This window comes from Haoranjiania flava, assembly GCF_025631005.1.
GTDB classification, from domain to species: Bacteria; Bacteroidota; Bacteroidia; order Chitinophagales; family Chitinophagaceae; genus Haoranjiania; species Haoranjiania flava.
In genome coordinates this window covers 66,395-82,552 of the sequence record NZ_JAOTPL010000015.1, presented here as the reverse complement: position 1 = coordinate 82,552, position 16,158 = coordinate 66,395, and the positions used below count along the sequence as shown (strand labels likewise).

At 41.6% G+C, this 16,158-nt stretch carries 19 protein-coding genes; 8 read left to right on the top strand and 11 right to left on the bottom strand.

Going from position 1 to position 16,158, the window contains the following annotated elements:
- Positions 1-789 (top strand): TlpA family protein disulfide reductase (locus OD355_RS10495; protein ID WP_263038430.1); only part of this gene is annotated, 789 nt, incomplete at its 5' end.
- A 39-nt stretch (positions 790-828) separates the two neighbouring features.
- On the opposite strand, the gene OD355_RS10490 is transcribed toward OD355_RS10495, so the two are convergent.
- Entirely contained in the window at positions 829-1,104 is a 276-nt protein-coding gene (locus OD355_RS10490; RefSeq protein WP_263038429.1) for a hypothetical protein, read from the bottom strand.
- 214 nt (positions 1,105-1,318) lie between these two features.
- Between OD355_RS10490 and OD355_RS10485 the strand changes: the two genes are divergently transcribed.
- The 3 genes from OD355_RS10485 to mdh all read left to right on the top strand — a co-directional run bounded on the left by OD355_RS10485 (position 1,319) and on the right by mdh (position 3,212).
- Positions 1,319-1,525, top strand: a complete 207-nt coding sequence (locus OD355_RS10485) for a hypothetical protein (protein ID WP_263038428.1) — start codon at positions 1,319-1,321, stop codon at positions 1,523-1,525.
- Positions 1,526-1,615: 90 nt separating this feature from the next.
- A complete protein-coding gene (locus OD355_RS10480) occupies positions 1,616-2,077 on the top strand; it encodes a DUF4268 domain-containing protein (protein ID WP_263038427.1) in 462 nt (153 codons plus the stop codon).
- Between the two features lie 187 nt (positions 2,078-2,264).
- The gene (gene mdh / locus OD355_RS10475) at positions 2,265-3,212 is read left to right on the top strand and encodes a malate dehydrogenase (protein WP_263038426.1); all 948 of its coding nucleotides are present in this window, start codon (positions 2,265-2,267) and stop codon (positions 3,210-3,212) included.
- 68 nt (positions 3,213-3,280) lie between these two features.
- Here mdh and OD355_RS10470 read toward each other — a convergent pair whose 3' ends face one another.
- The 9 genes from OD355_RS10470 to OD355_RS10430 all read right to left on the bottom strand — a co-directional run bounded on the left by OD355_RS10470 (position 3,281) and on the right by OD355_RS10430 (position 9,899).
- Entirely contained in the window at positions 3,281-3,607 is a 327-nt protein-coding gene (locus OD355_RS10470) for a cupin domain-containing protein (RefSeq protein WP_263038425.1), read from the bottom strand.
- A 5-nt stretch (positions 3,608-3,612) separates the two neighbouring features.
- Positions 3,613-4,926 carry a PSP1 domain-containing protein gene (locus OD355_RS10465; RefSeq protein WP_263038424.1) on the bottom strand — a complete coding sequence of 438 codons (1,314 nt, stop codon included), beginning with the start codon at positions 4,924-4,926 and terminating at the stop codon, positions 3,613-3,615.
- Between the two features lie 74 nt (positions 4,927-5,000).
- Positions 5,001-6,200: a DNA polymerase III subunit gene (locus OD355_RS10460; protein ID WP_263038423.1), complete on the bottom strand. Its 1,200-nt coding sequence runs from the start codon at positions 6,198-6,200 to the stop codon at positions 5,001-5,003.
- A gap of 2 nt (positions 6,201-6,202) precedes the next feature.
- Complete coding sequence (locus tag OD355_RS10455) at positions 6,203-6,784, bottom strand: glutathione peroxidase (protein WP_263038422.1); 582 nt, start codon at positions 6,782-6,784, stop codon at positions 6,203-6,205.
- Positions 6,785-6,956: 172 nt separating this feature from the next.
- The gene (locus OD355_RS10450) at positions 6,957-7,655 is read right to left on the bottom strand and encodes a ComF family protein (RefSeq protein ID WP_263038421.1); all 699 of its coding nucleotides are present in this window, start codon (positions 7,653-7,655) and stop codon (positions 6,957-6,959) included.
- Positions 7,639-7,959, bottom strand: coding sequence for a hypothetical protein (locus OD355_RS10445; RefSeq protein ID WP_263038420.1), 321 nt, complete (start codon positions 7,957-7,959; stop codon positions 7,639-7,641). Before OD355_RS10445 ends, OD355_RS10450 begins: the two co-directional genes overlap by 17 nt.
- Positions 7,952-8,482, bottom strand: a complete 531-nt coding sequence (locus OD355_RS10440; RefSeq protein ID WP_263038419.1) for an NADPH-dependent FMN reductase — start codon at positions 8,480-8,482, stop codon at positions 7,952-7,954. Before OD355_RS10440 ends, OD355_RS10445 begins: the two co-directional genes overlap by 8 nt.
- Positions 8,483-8,511: 29 nt before the next feature.
- Entirely contained in the window at positions 8,512-9,234 is a 723-nt protein-coding gene (locus tag OD355_RS10435) for a pirin family protein (protein ID WP_263038418.1), read from the bottom strand.
- A 71-nt stretch (positions 9,235-9,305) separates the two neighbouring features.
- The gene (locus tag OD355_RS10430) at positions 9,306-9,899 is read right to left on the bottom strand and encodes a Crp/Fnr family transcriptional regulator (RefSeq protein WP_263038417.1); all 594 of its coding nucleotides are present in this window, start codon (positions 9,897-9,899) and stop codon (positions 9,306-9,308) included.
- Positions 9,900-9,979: 80 nt separating this feature from the next.
- On the opposite strand from OD355_RS10430, the gene OD355_RS10425 reads away from it, so the two are divergent.
- Together OD355_RS10425 and OD355_RS10420 are read left to right on the top strand one after the other, a co-directional pair.
- The gene (locus tag OD355_RS10425; protein WP_263038416.1) at positions 9,980-10,702 is read left to right on the top strand and encodes a pyridoxine 5'-phosphate synthase; all 723 of its coding nucleotides are present in this window, start codon (positions 9,980-9,982) and stop codon (positions 10,700-10,702) included.
- Positions 10,703-10,704: 2 nt separating this feature from the next.
- Positions 10,705-11,067: an ArsC family reductase gene (locus OD355_RS10420; protein ID WP_263038415.1), complete on the top strand. Its 363-nt coding sequence runs from the start codon at positions 10,705-10,707 to the stop codon at positions 11,065-11,067.
- Positions 11,068-11,203: 136 nt separating this feature from the next.
- Here the strand turns inward: OD355_RS10420 and OD355_RS10415 are convergent, their stop codons facing one another.
- Entirely contained in the window at positions 11,204-12,097 is an 894-nt protein-coding gene (locus tag OD355_RS10415; protein ID WP_263038414.1) for a class I SAM-dependent methyltransferase, read from the bottom strand.
- A 121-nt stretch (positions 12,098-12,218) separates the two neighbouring features.
- On the opposite strand from OD355_RS10415, the gene OD355_RS10410 reads away from it, so the two are divergent.
- Both OD355_RS10410 and OD355_RS10405 read left to right on the top strand, forming a co-directional pair.
- Entirely contained in the window at positions 12,219-13,562 is a 1,344-nt protein-coding gene (locus tag OD355_RS10410) for a DUF58 domain-containing protein (protein ID WP_263038413.1), read from the top strand.
- Between the two features lies 1 nt (position 13,563).
- Complete coding sequence (locus OD355_RS10405) at positions 13,564-16,158, top strand: transglutaminase-like domain-containing protein (protein WP_263038412.1); 2,595 nt, start codon at positions 13,564-13,566, stop codon at positions 16,156-16,158.

Sequence of the window (16,158 nt, the reverse complement as noted above, 5' to 3'; positions counted from 1 at the left end):
AAAGCAGTTCACTATTTTTTGTTTGCCATATTGATTGCCTGTAATAGTACAGGCGAACAGCATTATGCCTTAAAGCCACCACAGGCACAAGCTGTATTTACTGATACTGACAGTATCCTGAAAGATTTCAGCAGCTGGTATAATTATACCTATTATAATATACTGCTTACAAGCGATTTTATTGCTTTGAACAGTGATTCTGTACAAATATCAAAACCGGATTTCTTAACAACAATGCAAACCGGGAATTTTGTTGCCATCAAATTAAAAAACGATGATATTCCGCCTGTTTATAAACTTGTAGAAAAAAATATTGATGATCAAATGATTATAGCCACTATGCGTCAAATGGCGAAAGATGCTTTAAATAATTATCAGCAGGAAGGAACTGATCTGCCTTCTTTCAGTTTTACAGATATAGACAACAATCATTTCACAACCAACAATACCAAAGGAAAAGCAATATTACTGAAGGCCTGGTTTATCAAATGCACGGCTTGTGTAAAAGAATTTCCTGAACTCAATAAACTGGCTGATCAATACAGCAACCGAACAGACATACTTTTCATCAGTATTGCCTTAGATAAAAGAGAAGATTTAAAAAAGTTTCTGGCTACCAATGAATTTAAATACAAAGTAGTTCCTGAGCAGGAAGATTATTTGCAAAATCGGCTTCATATACAATCTTATCCTACGCACATACTGGTAAATACCCGGGGAAAAATAGTAAAAATAGCAAACCGGATTGAAGAAGTTGCTCCGTTTATAGAGATAGCTTTGAAAAATTAAACAAGCACTCCATACTTCCAGAGTGCTTGTGAACGAAGCTTATCCGGCAGAATCCGGCTCTTCTAATTTATTGTCTTTGGCAAATTTATCCCGCACTTCCGTAAACTCCTGGAACAAGGCATCCATCTTTTCTACAGCATCGTCCATTTCGGCAAATACATCAGGGATCTTTTCTTCCAGCAGTTTATTGCCAAGCTCAATATTATCTACCTCTATTTGCGCAACTTTCTTCAGCACCGAAGTCTGGCTGTTCTTTAAATCATCCAGTTGACGCAAAATCTTGTCCATTAAGTCCAGCTTTCCTCTGTTGTTCATAATCTATATTTTTGTTGACTATAACTATAGCCACAAATAACATGCAAAGTTTTTTATACTACACATTTCAAACTTATCTAATGATATATGTAAATGAAAATATTATGCATTATATAATTAATACATACATTTAAAATACTAAATTTTAATTATTTCTTCATTACCTTGCGGCGGTTTGGCATAATCTTAGTTTTAAAGAATTTAAACAACTAACATGAACAGAACTAAAAAAATATATCAACTGCTAATGGTTACACTGCCGCTATTATCACTGGCACTGACTTTTTTGATTATACAGCCCGCCAGCATTATAGGTTATGTACTGTGCGCGCTGATAGGGTTTACGGTATACTTTTTCCTATGGCTGATAGTGGGAAAAATAATTCCTGACTATGTAAAGAACCTAAGAAAAAATAAATAACCATTTTAAATCAAAGAGTTTCACGGAAGCTCTTTTTTTATGCTCTTTAATGGGTAATAGCTATTTTTACGGGAACTAAAGCACCACATTTTGTACAGCAAAGAAGAAGCAGCACAGATCAAAAAAGAGTTCTGGACCAGTTACGGCCGCTATATGGCGCCTGTACTTTCGGCTGAAGGCATTACTCAAAACTGGATCAACTACAGCACAGGTATTAAACATGTATTTTTCAGAACGCAATTTGAAAGAAAGTATGCCTACGCGGGCATCCATATAATGCACCCGGATGCATCCCTGAGGTCTCTGCTGTTTCTGCAATTTACCCGGCTCAAAAACATATTAGATGAGGCGCTCCAGGAAGAATGGGTTTGGGAAGAACAAGCTATTGATGGTTTCGGGAAGCCTTACAGCAGGATATACATTGAACTGAAAAATGTAAGCCTTTACCGTAAAGATGATTGGCCTGCCGTGATCTCCTTTTTGAAATCGCGCATCATAGCCCTCGATACATTCTGGAATGAGGTAAAGGATAGTTTTGATGCTTTCAGGTGATAATTAATCTCTTTCCGTTGAATTATTTTATTGTAATGCAAGCATTAATACTATTGCATTTCTACAAAATATGACTTTTGTCATTATTGCAGATTTTACACATATTTTAGAGCCGGTTACAAGCGGATTTTATTAACTTTGAACGGATAGACCTCATCATATTTGAAATCTTAAAACTAAAAATTTTATGTCAAAAGTAACAGTTGTAGGCGCCGGAAACGTAGGTGCCAGTTGTGCAGAATATATTGCAATTAAGAACTTCGCCTCTGAAGTTGTATTAATTGATATCAAAGAAGGTTTTGCAGAAGGTAAAGCTATGGATTTGATGCAAACCGCCTCCCTAAACGGTTTCGATACAAGAATAACAGGCGTAACCAATGATTATAGTAAAACAGCCGGTTCTAAAGTAGCTGTTATTACTTCGGGTGTTCCCCGCAAACCAGGCATGACAAGAGAAGATCTGATTGGTATAAATGCAGGCATTGTAAAAGACGTGACCACAAAAATTTTAGAGCACTCTCCCGAGGCTATTATTATAGTAGTAAGCAACCCGATGGATACCATGACTTACCTGTCTCATAAAGCATCTGGCTTACCTAAAAACAGGATCATAGGTATGGGCGGCGCGTTGGATAGCGCTCGCTTTAAATACAGGCTGGCAGAAGCTTTGGAATGCCCTGCTTCCGATATTGACGGCATGGTAATAGGCGCACACTCAGATACGGGAATGGTGCCTTTAATGAGCAAAGCCACCAGGAACGGTGTACCTGTTGTAAATTTTATTGACGAGGAAAAACAAAGTTATGTAATTGAAGAAACTAAAATTGGCGGTGCTACACTTACCAAACTTTTAGGCACTTCCGCCTGGTATGCTCCCGGGGCTGCAGTAAGTGTACTGGTACACTCCATCCTGGCTGATCAAAAGAAAATGGTTCCCTGCTCGCTGATGCTTGACGGTGAGTACGGCCTCAGCGATATCTGCTTTGGCGTGCCTGCGATCATTGGTAAAAACGGCGTAGAGAAAATTGTGGAAGTAGAATTAACTGAAGACGAAAAAGCTAAGTTTAATGAGGCTGCCGATGCAGTACGCAAAACAAACGATGTGTTGTACGAAATTAACGTGCTGAATAAATAAAGTGGATACAGATAAAAAAAACCGGTTGGCAAATACTGTCAACCGGTTTTTTATTAATACTGCTATCGCTATCCTTTGATCATGGTAAGCAGCATTTTAAATTTTTCTATTGCCAGCAACGCATGTGGTATATTGGCCGGAAGTATAATGGATTCACCTGCTTTCACAAGATGCTTCTCGTCTTTTATAGCTATTTCTGCCACCCCGTCGATCACTGAAACCAAGGCATCATAGGGAGAAGTATGTTCAGTAAGGCCTTGTTCTTTATCAAAAGAAAATAAGGTAATATTGCCTGCATCGTTTTTTAATACCTGCTTGCTTACAACTCCGTCGGCAGAATAATCTACCAGTGCATCAAAATTCAGCACGACTCCTTTATCGAATGTTTTTGCCATAATAATTAGTTTTTGGTGGGCGGATTGTTTTTCTTTTGTTTAAAATTGTTTCTTCCGTTGTTGCGTTGTTGCTGGTTATTGACTGCAGCCTGCCTGTTATTGTTTTTGTTGCTGTTATTACTATTACTGTTATTGCTTTTATTAGTATTATTGCTATCATTGCTTCTGGCTTCGTTGCGGTTGCCTGCATTGCTTTTATTCTTCTGTTTGTGTTTTTTATTTTTATTCCTGTCGGGCCTTTCGAGCGACTTCAGCGTGATCTGACCTACCACATCTACAAATGAGGGTTCCACGTCTTTAAGTTTTCCCTCAAGTTCAATGGGTTGCAAGCTTTCCGGCTTTTCGCCTTTTTTGTTTTGTTGTTGTATTTCTTTTACACGGTCAATCGTCAGCGGGTATTGCTTGCTGCTGTCTGGCAATGTGTACCACATCAGGTCTCTGAAAATATCTTTTTTTACCAGGATGGCCCTGCCTCGCTGCACTTCCAGGCTTTCTGCATTGGTAGGAAAATGCTGCAAAGCATCGAGGTAGGTATCTAATTCATAGTTAAGGCAGCATTTCAGCCTTCCACACTGCCCGCTAAGTTTTGTCTGGTTAATGCTCAGGTTCTGATAACGTGCAGCCGTTGTGTTCACGCTCTTGAAGTCGGTAAGCCAGGTACTGCAACACAATTCCCGGCCGCAGCTTCCGAGGCCGCCAACTTTTCCGGCTTCCTGCCGTATGCCTATCTGGCGCATCTCTACTTTTACCCTGAACTCTGCTGCAAATATGCGGATCATTTCGCGGAAATCCACCCGGTCTTCCGCAGAATAAAAGAAGGTAGCCTTTTTACCATCGGCTTGCAGCTCAATTTCAGAAAGCTTCATATTGAGCCTGAGATCACGGGCTACCTCACGCGAACGCATCAGCATGCCTGCCTCCCGCGCCTTGCTTGCATGGTAGGCTTCTATATCCCTGTCAGAACTTTTGCGGAGAATACTCTTCATGTCAGCGCTCGTTTCGGATACACCTTTTTTCTTCATTTGCAATCGCACCAACTCGCCTGTAAGGCTCACCTCGCCTACATCGTAGCCGCTGACGCCTTCCAGCGTAACGTAGTCTCCTTTCTCAAAAAAATGCAGCGTCCTGTTTTTGAAAAAGTCTTTTCGCGAGCCGTTCTTAAAGCTCACTTCTACAATATCGCAGGCAGCAGAAGTGTCTGCCATTGGCATATTTAAAAGCCAGTCGTGTACATTCAGCCTGTTGCAGCTTCCTGTACTACATCCGCCATTACTTTTACATCCTTTTACACTTCCTGTGCCACAATTTCCACAACCCATCTTTATAACAGAGATTAAAAAAATTAAAAATTAAATACAACCCGGATCCTTATCCGCAACGCTTACCCTGCGGGTTATTCTGCCAAAATTAATGTTTTATTTTTAATTATATATTTCAGCTTGATCGTAAGTGCATGGAAGAGCATCTTTGCATTGGCATTGCGCTCAATGTAATAAATAGCATTATCCAGCTCTTTGGAGATCACTTCCTGCTGTCCAAACGAAGCAATTTTATTAAGACGCAGCACAAAATCTTTTTCATTATCCGGCATCAGCACGTTTGCTGCGCCCAGCACGCTCAGCCTGAGGCTTTGCTCCAGCAGGTGGGAAAAATAGTGCAGGAATTTCTTCTGCTTTTCACGGCCCAGCTTATTTACCTCTTCTATCCAGTCGATTTGTTTAGCCGGCAAATTCTGCAAAGTCACATTCAGCCAGTTGCGCAGCAGTTCTTCCCAATCATCATCGGCATTATTGAGCAACTCAATAGCCTTGCGGTAATTGCCTTCAGACAGGCTTGCCAACTGCAGGGCTTTTTGTGGCTCCAGCCCGTTTTGCTGCAATGCTGCAGAAATAGTTTCCGTTTTTAAAGCCGGTATTTTTATAAGCTGGCAACGGCTTAAAATGGTGGGCAGTATCTGGTCTTCATTTTCTGCCACAAGAATAAACAGTGTTTTGGCAGGAGGCTCTTCTATCAGCTTCAGCAGCTTATTGCCTTCCTTGCGCAGGTATTCAGGCATCCATACAATAAGGATCTTATATTCGCTTTCAAAGCTTTTTAAGCTCAGCTTCCTGATGATGTCATTACACTCTTCGGCAGTGATATTACCCTGTTTATTTTCTGCGCCGATGGACTGCAGCCAGTCAAATACATTGCCATAAGGAAAGTTGGTAATAAATTCCCGGAAATCTTTGATGTACTCGCTGCTGAGTGGCTTATCACCGCTTTTCTTAGGGATCACGGGGAATGAGAAATGAATGTCGGGATGGATCAGCTGCTGCGACTTGATACAGGCAGCGCATACACCGCATGCATCTTCCGGAGATACAGCCTGTGCAGGTTCCGGGTCGCCAAACAATGATGCGCCGGCATCCGGTTGTGACTGCTGTTGAATTTTTTCACAGGTAATGTACTGCGCAAATGCTATGGCTAACTGCAAGGCACCGCTACCCTCTTTTCCTAAAAACAATAAAGCATGGCTCAGCCGGTTCTGCGCAACCATGTCAAGCAGGCGGTTTTTGACTTCCTGCTGGCCTACAACTTCTGAAAACCGCATGGCTATTGAATATATTTTAAAACTTCAGGATCATTTGGTTTCACTTTACTGGGGAAATAGGCAAGCAGCCTGCCTTCTTTATCCAGCAGGAATTTATTGAAATTCCATTTGATCTCTGCATCAAGCACGCCGTTTTGAGACTTTTGGGTAAGGAACTGATAAACCGGTGTGGTATTGTTGCCTTTCACATCAACCTTGATCGTAAGGGGGAAAGTAACACCATAGTTTTTTTCGCAGAAGCTGGCAATCTCTGCATTGCTGCCAAACTCCTGGCCGGCAAAATTATCTGAAGGGAAGCCAACCACCACAAGCTTGTCTCCATAAGTTTTATACATTTCTTCCAGGTCTTTATATTGCGGCGTAAAACCACATTTGGAAGCGGTGTTTACCACCAGTATATATTTTCCTTTGTATTGGGAAAAATCAATGGTTTCACCGGAAAGTGATTCTACGCTAAAACGGTGGATCGAAGGCGTAGTATCATTGATAAGTTCTTTAGGTGCATGCTTTTGCTTACCCTGCGCACAGCCTGTGAATAAAAACAGCAAGGCAGAGGAAAATATGGATATAATTTTGATCTTCATAGTAGAATAGTTTTTTATGAATGGCCGCAATACCGCAGCCTGACAATCAAAAATAAGAAAACAAAAATAAAGTAGGAGAATAAAATATTATTCAACTTGAATAGCACTGCTACTTAAATTATGGCGGTATCCATCATATATATTGTGTGTGTTACATAGTACAAGGTCAAAATCACATAGCACAGGCAAAAGTAGCTACGCTTACCTGTACACGCGGTACACGCAAAATGGTATTGCACAAAACTTCCATGGTGGCGCCTGTGGTCAGCACATCGTCAATTACTAGTACATGTTTGTCTTTTAGCTTGTCTGCATCTGTAACCCGGAAGATGTTTTGCATGGAATTCCAGCGTTCTTCTCGGCTTTTGTGGGTTTGGGTTTCTGTATTCACTGTTCTTACCACCACCTCTTCATCAATGGGCACGCCCGTTTTTTGGCTCATTGGCTCTGCAAGCAGGGTTGACTGGTTGTAGCCCCGCTGAAACTTTCTTTCTTTGCTTAATGGCAGAGGTATCAGCAGGTCAATATCGGCCAGCCACTCCGATTGCAGCATTTGATTGAGCAATAAACTCCCCAGGTATCTGCCGCAATGCTTGTCTTGCTTATATTTCAGAGCAGCCAGCAATCTTTGTATCAGGGAATCTTTGCTGTAAAAGTAGGCGCTGGCAGCATGTACTATTTTCTCCCGGCCGTAAAATTTCTGGGCAACAGGATTATCTTCCATGCCAAAGAAACCCGTGGCAGGAAGGCTGTGAAAGCATTGTGCACACAGCAGCTGCTCGCCGGAGACCTCGTCGGAACCGCATCCCATACACACTTCAGGGTATACCAGGTGCAAAAAATCTTTCAGGTAATTATGGAATTTTATCATGAGCATCATTGAATGAAACGCCTCCCTTTGCATGCCTGTAATTGTTCAGCATAAATTTTGATTGCGCCAGCGTGAACTTTAAGGGCTCTGCCTGCTGGTTTACCACCAAAATCTCATAGTTCTGCATGGACAGGATCTTCCTGAATTTATTTTCATCTGCTTTACGTACATCATTGCCTATGATCACAATATCAAATGTAGAGGCATACAATTTCTCAATTGCCGCTTCCACATCGTGTACATGTATTACAGGCAGGTCTTCTGCGCTTTGCTGTGTAATCACCAGGACATGCATATCATCCAAAAACTTTTTCTATAATTTTCATCAGCTCCTTCTTCTTTGTTTCATCGCTAATTTCATCAGCCACTTCATCAAATGTAAGTTTGTACGACGGCAGCGAGAAAACCTCTTGTATGTCTGCGCTCATAATGGTAAAGCGGAGTTTGGCCGCGTCCAAAACGCTTTTACCGCCGCCAGCACTGGTTGTGGCACACATCAACAGCATTGGCTTGTGGGCAAACACTTCTTTTTTAATGCGCGAACACCAGTCTAAAACATTTTTAAAAGCCGATGTATAGGAACCGTTGTATTCTGCTAATGATGCGATAATAATATCAGCGGTAGACAGCCTGTCTATGAACTTTTGTGCAAGCTCATGCTTACCTAACTCCTGCTCTCTTTCCAGACTGAATATCGGCATTTCATAATCGTTCAGGTCCAGCACTTCTGTTTCATAACCTTCTACGTTTTTTACAACATAATCTATCAGTTTCCTGTTAATTGATTTTTTACTGTTACTTCCGGCAAAAGCCACAATTTTTCTCATGCTTATTTTATACTTTATTTATTGTTTACTTAGTCAAATTCCATCGGCACTTCCATCAGCAAAATCTGCGAATCTGCCTTATTGGTTTGTATTGAAATCTTATTTGTATCCCAGAGGCCCAATGCGTCCCTATCATCAAGATTCACGCCATTTACCGTGAATGAGCCGTTGATCACGAAAACATAAACGCCGTTGCCCTGCTTCCTGAAAGCATATTCTTTCTCAACATGTTCATCAAACCTGCCCATAAAGAACCATGCATGCTGGTGTATCCATAAACCCTCATCTTCCGGGTAGGGGGAAACAAGTTGCAACAGGTTGTTGTGCATTTGTGCAAGGTCTATTTCAAGCTGGCCGTAGCGTGGTGTTACATTCTTTTTATCAGGAAACACCCATATCTGCAGCAGCTTAACCGTAGCATCTTCATTGGCATTAAACTCACTGTGGGTGATGCCGCTGCCTGCACTCATTACCTGGATCTCCCCATGCCGGATGATACTGGCATTGCCCATGCTGTCTTTATGTGCCAGTGCGCCTTCCAAAGGTATGGTAATGATCTCCATATTGTCATGCGGGTGTGTGCCGAAGCCCATGCCTGCGGCAATAATATCTTCATTCAACACTCTCAATGCACCGAAATGTATTTTTTGAGGATCGTAATAATCAGAAAAGCTGAAGGAATATTTTGTCTTCAGCCAGCCATGATCCCGGCTGCCTCTTTCATTTGCTTTATGTAATATTGTTTGTGCCATAATGTAATGCTCCTTTTTTTTGTTTAAAACACAAAATTAAGGCAACCGGCTACCCTTTCCATTGAACCAGATTAAGAAATGTAGCGTCCTGTAGCAGCCAGCTCTTTACGAATTTTACTTAAAAACTCCGGCGAAATACCAATGTACGAAGCAATAAGATGCTGCGGCACTCTTTGCGGTAAATCCGGGTATTTTTCAATAAAATCCAGGTATCGCGTCTTGGCAGGTGCAGAAATATTTTTAAAAAGCCTCTCCTGGTACGTAACCAGGTGCCTCTGTACCATTAACCTGAACACCCGCTCAAAGCGCGGATATTTTGCCAGCAATGTTTCCTTCTTTTCATAGGTAAGGTACAGCAGTTCGCTATCTTCAATGGTTTCTATGAACATATTGCTGGGCACGCGTTCCGTAAAGCTTTTCATATCACTGGCCCACCAGTTTTCCACGGCAAAAGTAAGTATTACCTCGAAACCGTTATCATCAATAAAATAAGATTTAAGGCAACCTTTCAGTACAAATATCTCTGCATGGCATACTTCACCATCGCGCAGCAGCAACGTTTTTTTAGGCACTACATGCCTGGAAAGGCTTTGCTGGAAAAATAAAATTTCTTCTTCTGAAAATACTTCGCATTTATTGATATAATTTTTTATCTGTTCAAACATAAGCCTGTATGGTTTCTGACTTCCAAATTACATATAAATCTTTTCAAAAATTTATCTTTGCAGTAATTATTTGAAAAAACATGACTACACTTAGCGTAAACATCAATAAGATAGCCACTTTGCGCAACAGCCGCGGGGGAAACATCCCCAATGTGCTCCAAGCAGCTTTAGACATAGAAAGATTTGGCGCCGATGGCATAACTGTTCATCCCCGGCCGGATGAACGCCATATCCGATACAACGACGTGCGTGAACTTAAACAAAATTTACACGTAGAACTGAACATTGAAGGGAATTGCCGCGAGCAAAAGTTCGTAGAGCTTGTACTGGAAACAAAGCCTGCCCAGGTAACGCTGGTACCTGATGCGCTCAACCAGATAACCAGCAACCACGGCTGGAACACTATTGAACACAAAGCATATCTTACGGAGATGGTAAACCTGTTTAAAGAAGCGGGCATTCGTGTAAGCATTTTTGTAGATCCCGATGAGGAAATGGTAAAGCATGCCAAAGATACAGGTACAGACCGCGTGGAGCTGTATACAGAAAGCTATGCAAAAAATTTCGGAAAGGATAAAGAAAAGGCAGTAAAAGCATACATCAAAGCTGCGGAAACCGCACAGAATATAGGTTTAGGGCTAAATGCAGGCCATGACCTTGACTTGGAGAACCTTTGCTATTTTAACCAGTGCATCCCTTTCCTGGATGAAGTTTCTATCGGACATGCATTGATATCCGATGCTCTTTACTACGGCCTGGAAAATACGGTGCAGATGTATAAACGGCAATTAAATAAACAATAAGTATGGTAACTGTTTACGGCATCAGGAATTGTAATACTGTGAAGAAAGCACTGGCTTTCTTAGACAGCAACGGCATTGAATATACGTTCCACGATTATAAAAAAAGCGGCATAGGCAAACAGAAATTAAGAGCATGGGCAGGCCAGACCGGTTACGAAAACCTCATCAACCGGAAAGGTACTACCTGGCGCTTGCTTGACGATGCAACCAAATCGTCTGTTTCAGACCAACAAAAAGTATTGGAACTGTTAACGGAAAAGACATCGCTGATCAAAAGGCCGCTGGTAGAAAAAGACGGTGAAATAATTGCACTTGGCTTTGATGAAAAAGAGTACGGGAAAGCATTTGTTATGCAGGATTCATGAAATACGGCGTAAAAAGCTAGATGACATCATCACCCTTCACTTTTTGCCGCAGTGCACGGCATCCGTATTTACAGATGACTTTCTGCAAAACGTCCCGCCTTTAGCAATAGAAAACCATCCGGGACCGAATAGCAGTCTACGGTTTTCTCCTGATGATATAAATAACAGAACTGAACTTTTCCGGATCACCTTTGGCCATAGCATTTGATTTCAGCCCCATCCGGAATGCATCCAGGAAGCTGTCGTACCCTCGCTTGTACTTCTCACTCAGCATGCTTACATAATAGCTGTCGTACTTCATGGGGTAAGTTTTTACTACTTCCATTTGATAAGCGCTCATCAGTTGCTTTATGCTCAATGGCGAGAAATGGTAGAGATGCCTGGGCACGTCATACGCCGCCCAAAGCTCCCGGTAAGTTTCAGCATCGTAGCTGGTGTAATTAGGTACCGCTATCACCAGTACACCGCGCTGCTTTAAGATCTTTTGCAATCCCTGCATGTAGCCATGCAGGTCATGTACATGTTCCAGCACATGCCACATGCTGATCACATCCATGCTCTCCGGCGGAAGAGCGTACAACTCTTCTGAAGCTTGCAATGTGATGCCAAACTTGTCTTTGGCTACAACCCTCGCGTCTGCATCAGGCTCCAGCCCGGTAACCTGCCAGCCTGCCCTTGCTGCCCGGGAGGCGAAAGCGCCTGTGCCCGCGCCAATGTCCAGCAGAGATCCTTTCTTCAGTGCAGATTCCTTACGGATCAGCCGCAGCTTTTGTTTCAGTGTGCGCTCGCGCACCAAATGATACAGTTTATTGATAAGGCCTTTACGGGTATCTGTATGAGACACATACTGCTCGGCTTTGTAATACCTGCCGATGTTAGCGGCATTCGGTACATGTTGCGTAAAGCGCAGGGTGCAAGCTTTACATTCCCAAATTTCGTATATTTCCTTGCTTACCGTGTAGTCTTTTGCGCTTAAAACATAGCGTATATCATGGCTCGCACAGGCCGGACACTTGCTGTAATGTATCATTTCTTGGCTCATACTTTGCAAAGAAAACAAGGATTGGTGAATAAACAAGCAGAAAGTACTGCAAGCCGAATGATTTTTTTTAATAAGACAATTAGTTTAAATAATTTTGCATCAATCCATTATGCAAAGAAAAGCAAATATCACAAAACTACTGCCGCAAATAGCATTCTTGTTTCCGTTCACACCTTACTTTTTGCTTTTTGCCTTCGGTTCTTTCCTGGCTTACGGCTGGCTTAAAAGCAAGCCGCTGATACCTGATACGCCTGTTTTCGAGATATTTACATTATTGCTCAAAGTGACAGTGGTATTCGGTTTCATGATACTTGGCTTTGCCTTCATTACTGCACTCATATCGTGGATATACCTGCTCATACAAAAGAAACGCAACGAGGTGGTTTTTAAAATACGTTCTTCCGTTAAATATGATAATTATCTTGAAATAGAACTTAAGCCGGTGTTGCGGCCGCTGTTTGGCTTTATCAAATTCAGGCTTATCTACAATGAAGAGGAGTATTCGCCGAAATTCCAGCTTACAGAACTGGAAAAAGAACGGCCGTTGCTAAATACCTCGTTGAAAGGAAATTATAAATGGGACCTGCCCGAAATAAAAGAATATAAGATTGATAAAGCCATTGTTTTCGTAGAAGATATTTTCCAGTTTTTTTCCTTTGCTTTATACCTGGATACTTTTGAGCGGTTTAGTTCCGTGCCTAAAAATCTGGATGTGGAAGTGCAGAAAGTTTCTCCCAAAAAAACGGAAAATATTATCAGCAGGATTGATGTGATCAAAAAAGTAGAAGGCGAATATATGAATTATAAAACCTTTGAAAACGATGATATACGCCGCATTGTATGGAAGATCTATGCCAAAAACAAGGAACTGGTGGTAAGAACGCCGGAAGGCGTGGACCCCTACTCCTCGCACATATATTTATTCGCTTCTTTCTTTGCGGGCTTTGACATCAGCAACAATGAAACCGTGCAGGTACCATTTCTGAACCATTACAAAACTATGGTATGGAGCATTTATACAGAATTGAAAAAATTTAATCCAAACGTTCGATTCATTTCAGACCAAAGTGATAAATATATCCTTTCTTCCGATATAGACAGCGATGCCAAGCTCAAACACCTGATCAGCGTGAGCGACTGGCAGAAACACACCAATTTAAAAAGCTACCTGCATGACAGCCATCCTTCTATCGTGATCATCAGCTCGCTGAACAATGCACATGTAATTGAAGAGATCATGGCGAAGGCTGATAGAGATACCATATTTATCTTTGTGCCGCTTAGCGAAGCGCTGCAGACACAGAAAGCCCTGGATTGGCTGGAGTTTATTTTTGTGAAAGGAGATAAGAACAAAACATCAAAATATAAAACACAATGGGCATTGTCGCCATTGAAAAACAGGATACTGGACAACGAAAAGAAAATAAAATCAATACTGGGTACTAAAGATTAAGATGAGACTGGAAAGAGTACATACTAAACGCGCTGTGATTCTGCAACTGTTGCTGTATGCATTACCGACCATTGCACTCATCTTCCTGGTGCTCTACAACTTTAATGCTTTTTTTGACCTGCTGGAGAATGACTATATTATCCAGGGTGTTTATTTTGCCGCAGGCATTATCTTATCCATCATTTTTTATGCGCGTAATTTTCGCATCAGCACAACCTTTATACTGCTATTGATCATTTATGCCCTTGCATTTATGATACTGGGCAATATTTCTTTTAAGGATTTTGACATTTTCTCCAGCTCCATACAATTCATATCGTTCTCATTCCTTTTCAGCCTGGGATGGTTAGTAGGTTACGGCTTCAGCCGTTGGAACGGCTTTACCATCACCTGGGTAATACTTTTGCTCGCTACACAGATCTATGTGATCAGCCGCACAGACAATATCAGCGTGCAGAACATTCTTACCAATTTCCTGCCTTCTATCTTTTATTGTTTTTATATCATCTATATTACCGAACTCATCAAGAATACAGACGATCAGCAATCCCGCTACACCTGGACCATTATCAGGAAAGTGATCAGCTTTTTTTTCCTGTTCCTGTTGATTTTTGTACCGTTGATCTATTTCTTTAATGATGAATTTACAAGAATAGAAAAAGAATGGCAGAAGGCACAACCTCAGTACAATGAAAAGAAAAAAGATACTGAGAACATGACCAGGCAAAACAAGGACGGCACCATTGAAAATAAAGAAAGCACGCAGCTTGCAGGCAACTTGAGCAAAGGAAAAAGACTGGTGTTTGTTGCATACCTGGATAATTTCCTGGAAGACGGCATACCCAATCCGCTATACTTTACTTCGCTTTATTACACAAAATTTGATACGCTTACACAGACTTTTGAAATAGATAAAAACATGCCTTTGAATGATCTGTACAAACCGGATCCTTCTAAAATACCCTTGTATTTTATTGATACCGATAGCGGAGTTATCAGGAACGGGATGTCATCCCTTGGAAGAAAGGTAGTAACAACCAATGTGTACAAAGCTATTCTCTCACCGGATGAATACATTGCGCCTGCAACTGCTTTTTATTGCCAGCCCATTTCTATACCCAAAGATTACAAGGAGCAGTTCAAAAGCGCCTATACCGCTAAAATGTGGGTGAGCGAACTCAACAGCGCTTACTTTGTTTACAACCCTGCGGGCGATGAAAATGCAGAAGCATTCCAGCAGAGAAGATTCAATATCCTGCATACCGACACCAACTATACCGGCATAGATAAAAATTTCCTTGATTATTACACAACCATGCCAACTAAAGGCAGCTATGAAAAAATAGTAGCGCTTGCCAACCAGATAGCCATACAGGCAAATGCAAGAACCAATGCCGAAAAAATGCTGGCCATCAGGAATTATTTCTTAAGTCTTGATGAATTCGGGCAGCCGCTCTTTAAATATTCAGACAATCCCGGTGTGCCGGGCATCCCGAGCGCCAATAAGCTCACTTATTTTTTGCTCGATAACCGTAAAGGCTACTGCTCTTACTTTGCAGGAAGCACCTTATTGCTCCTGCGTGCCTTGGGCATTCCTTCGCGGATTGCAGCAGGATTTTTAACAGTTGACAGAAGCAGTAAAAACCAGGGTTGGTATTGGTTTTACGAAGATCAGGCGCATGCATGGGTGCAGGTATTTTTCCCGAACTACGGATGGATAGACTTCGATACTACTATTCCCAATACATCGGCTACGCAATCCTCACAGCCTGATGGCACACCACCCATCGGCCTGCCGGACGCCACATTCATTGCAGACGGGAATATAAAATCTATTGATACGCTCAGCAAACAGGCGGAGCTGGAAGTATCACGGATCATTGTAAAAGATAAAAATTATGAAGGCGAAAGCCATTCCCTGCTTGCAGATATTTCTACGGCTACCTTGTCTGCAGATACCGGAACCATTGCACTGCAACTGCTGAAGCCCGGCATGCATGTAACTGCCGTTTCCTATCATGAAGATTTTAAAAAATTAGATACCGGTAATAAGAATTTCCACGCCATAGTGCAGGAACTGCCCGCATTAACCCCCGTGGACGAAATAAAAGTGATAGAACAAAGCACTGAAGAGGAAAAAAAACCTGCAGAAGAAGCTCCGCAAGAAACATTTAACTGGCTGAAAGTGTTATCTTATGCCCTTTTCAGCATGCTGTTCCTGCTATTGTTCCTGGCAGCATTGCCTTATATCACCTGGTTGTATTTTATGGCTACAGCCGGCAAAAGCCTGCACAATCAAAACAGGGCTATTAACTATTACCTGAACCAACTGGGCTTTTACAGAAACAAAATCAGCCCGTTGCAATTTGCAGAAAACATAGACGATAAATTTGGAACATCATTTGCTCGCTTTACTGCTGTCTATCAAAAAAATAAATACAGTAAGTCGGGATTATCAGATGAAGAAAAAGTATTTGCACAGCAGCATTTTAAAGATTTTATGAAAAGAATCAGGAAAAATATTCCTTTTAAGACACGCTTGCTACATTTTTTAAACCTATATTCCACTACGCACTATTTTGTAAAAAATAACTGA

What these genes read in the sequence shown, in the direction of transcription:
- OD355_RS10410 (WP_263038413.1), top strand. Translation starts at nt 12,219, where the DNA reads ATGCAAAGAAAAGCAAATATCACAAAACTACTGCCGCAAATAGCATTC.
- OD355_RS10470 (WP_263038425.1), bottom strand. Translation starts at nt 3,607, where the DNA reads ATGGCAAAAACATTCGATAAAGGAGTCGTGCTGAATTTTGATGCACTG.
- OD355_RS10460 (WP_263038423.1), bottom strand. Translation starts at nt 6,200, where the DNA reads ATGCGGTTTTCAGAAGTTGTAGGCCAGCAGGAAGTCAAAAACCGCCTG.
- OD355_RS10420 (WP_263038415.1), top strand. Translation starts at nt 10,705, where the DNA reads ATGGTAACTGTTTACGGCATCAGGAATTGTAATACTGTGAAGAAAGCA.
- OD355_RS10440 (WP_263038419.1), bottom strand. Translation starts at nt 8,482, where the DNA reads ATGAGAAAAATTGTGGCTTTTGCCGGAAGTAACAGTAAAAAATCAATT.
- mdh (WP_263038426.1), top strand. Translation starts at nt 2,265, where the DNA reads ATGTCAAAAGTAACAGTTGTAGGCGCCGGAAACGTAGGTGCCAGTTGT.
- OD355_RS10405 (WP_263038412.1), top strand. Translation starts at nt 13,564, where the DNA reads ATGAGACTGGAAAGAGTACATACTAAACGCGCTGTGATTCTGCAACTG.
- OD355_RS10450 (WP_263038421.1), bottom strand. Translation starts at nt 7,655, where the DNA reads ATGATAAAATTCCATAATTACCTGAAAGATTTTTTGCACCTGGTATAC.
- OD355_RS10415 (WP_263038414.1), bottom strand. Translation starts at nt 12,097, where the DNA reads ATGATACATTACAGCAAGTGTCCGGCCTGTGCGAGCCATGATATACGC.
- OD355_RS10490 (WP_263038429.1), bottom strand. Translation starts at nt 1,104, where the DNA reads ATGAACAACAGAGGAAAGCTGGACTTAATGGACAAGATTTTGCGTCAA.
- OD355_RS10485 (WP_263038428.1), top strand. Translation starts at nt 1,319, where the DNA reads ATGAACAGAACTAAAAAAATATATCAACTGCTAATGGTTACACTGCCG.
- OD355_RS10435 (WP_263038418.1), bottom strand. Translation starts at nt 9,234, where the DNA reads ATGGCACAAACAATATTACATAAAGCAAATGAAAGAGGCAGCCGGGAT.
- OD355_RS10465 (WP_263038424.1), bottom strand. Translation starts at nt 4,926, where the DNA reads ATGGGTTGTGGAAATTGTGGCACAGGAAGTGTAAAAGGATGTAAAAGT.
- OD355_RS10430 (WP_263038417.1), bottom strand. Translation starts at nt 9,899, where the DNA reads ATGTTTGAACAGATAAAAAATTATATCAATAAATGCGAAGTATTTTCA.
- OD355_RS10455 (WP_263038422.1), bottom strand. Translation starts at nt 6,784, where the DNA reads ATGAAGATCAAAATTATATCCATATTTTCCTCTGCCTTGCTGTTTTTA.
- OD355_RS10425 (WP_263038416.1), top strand. Translation starts at nt 9,980, where the DNA reads ATGACTACACTTAGCGTAAACATCAATAAGATAGCCACTTTGCGCAAC.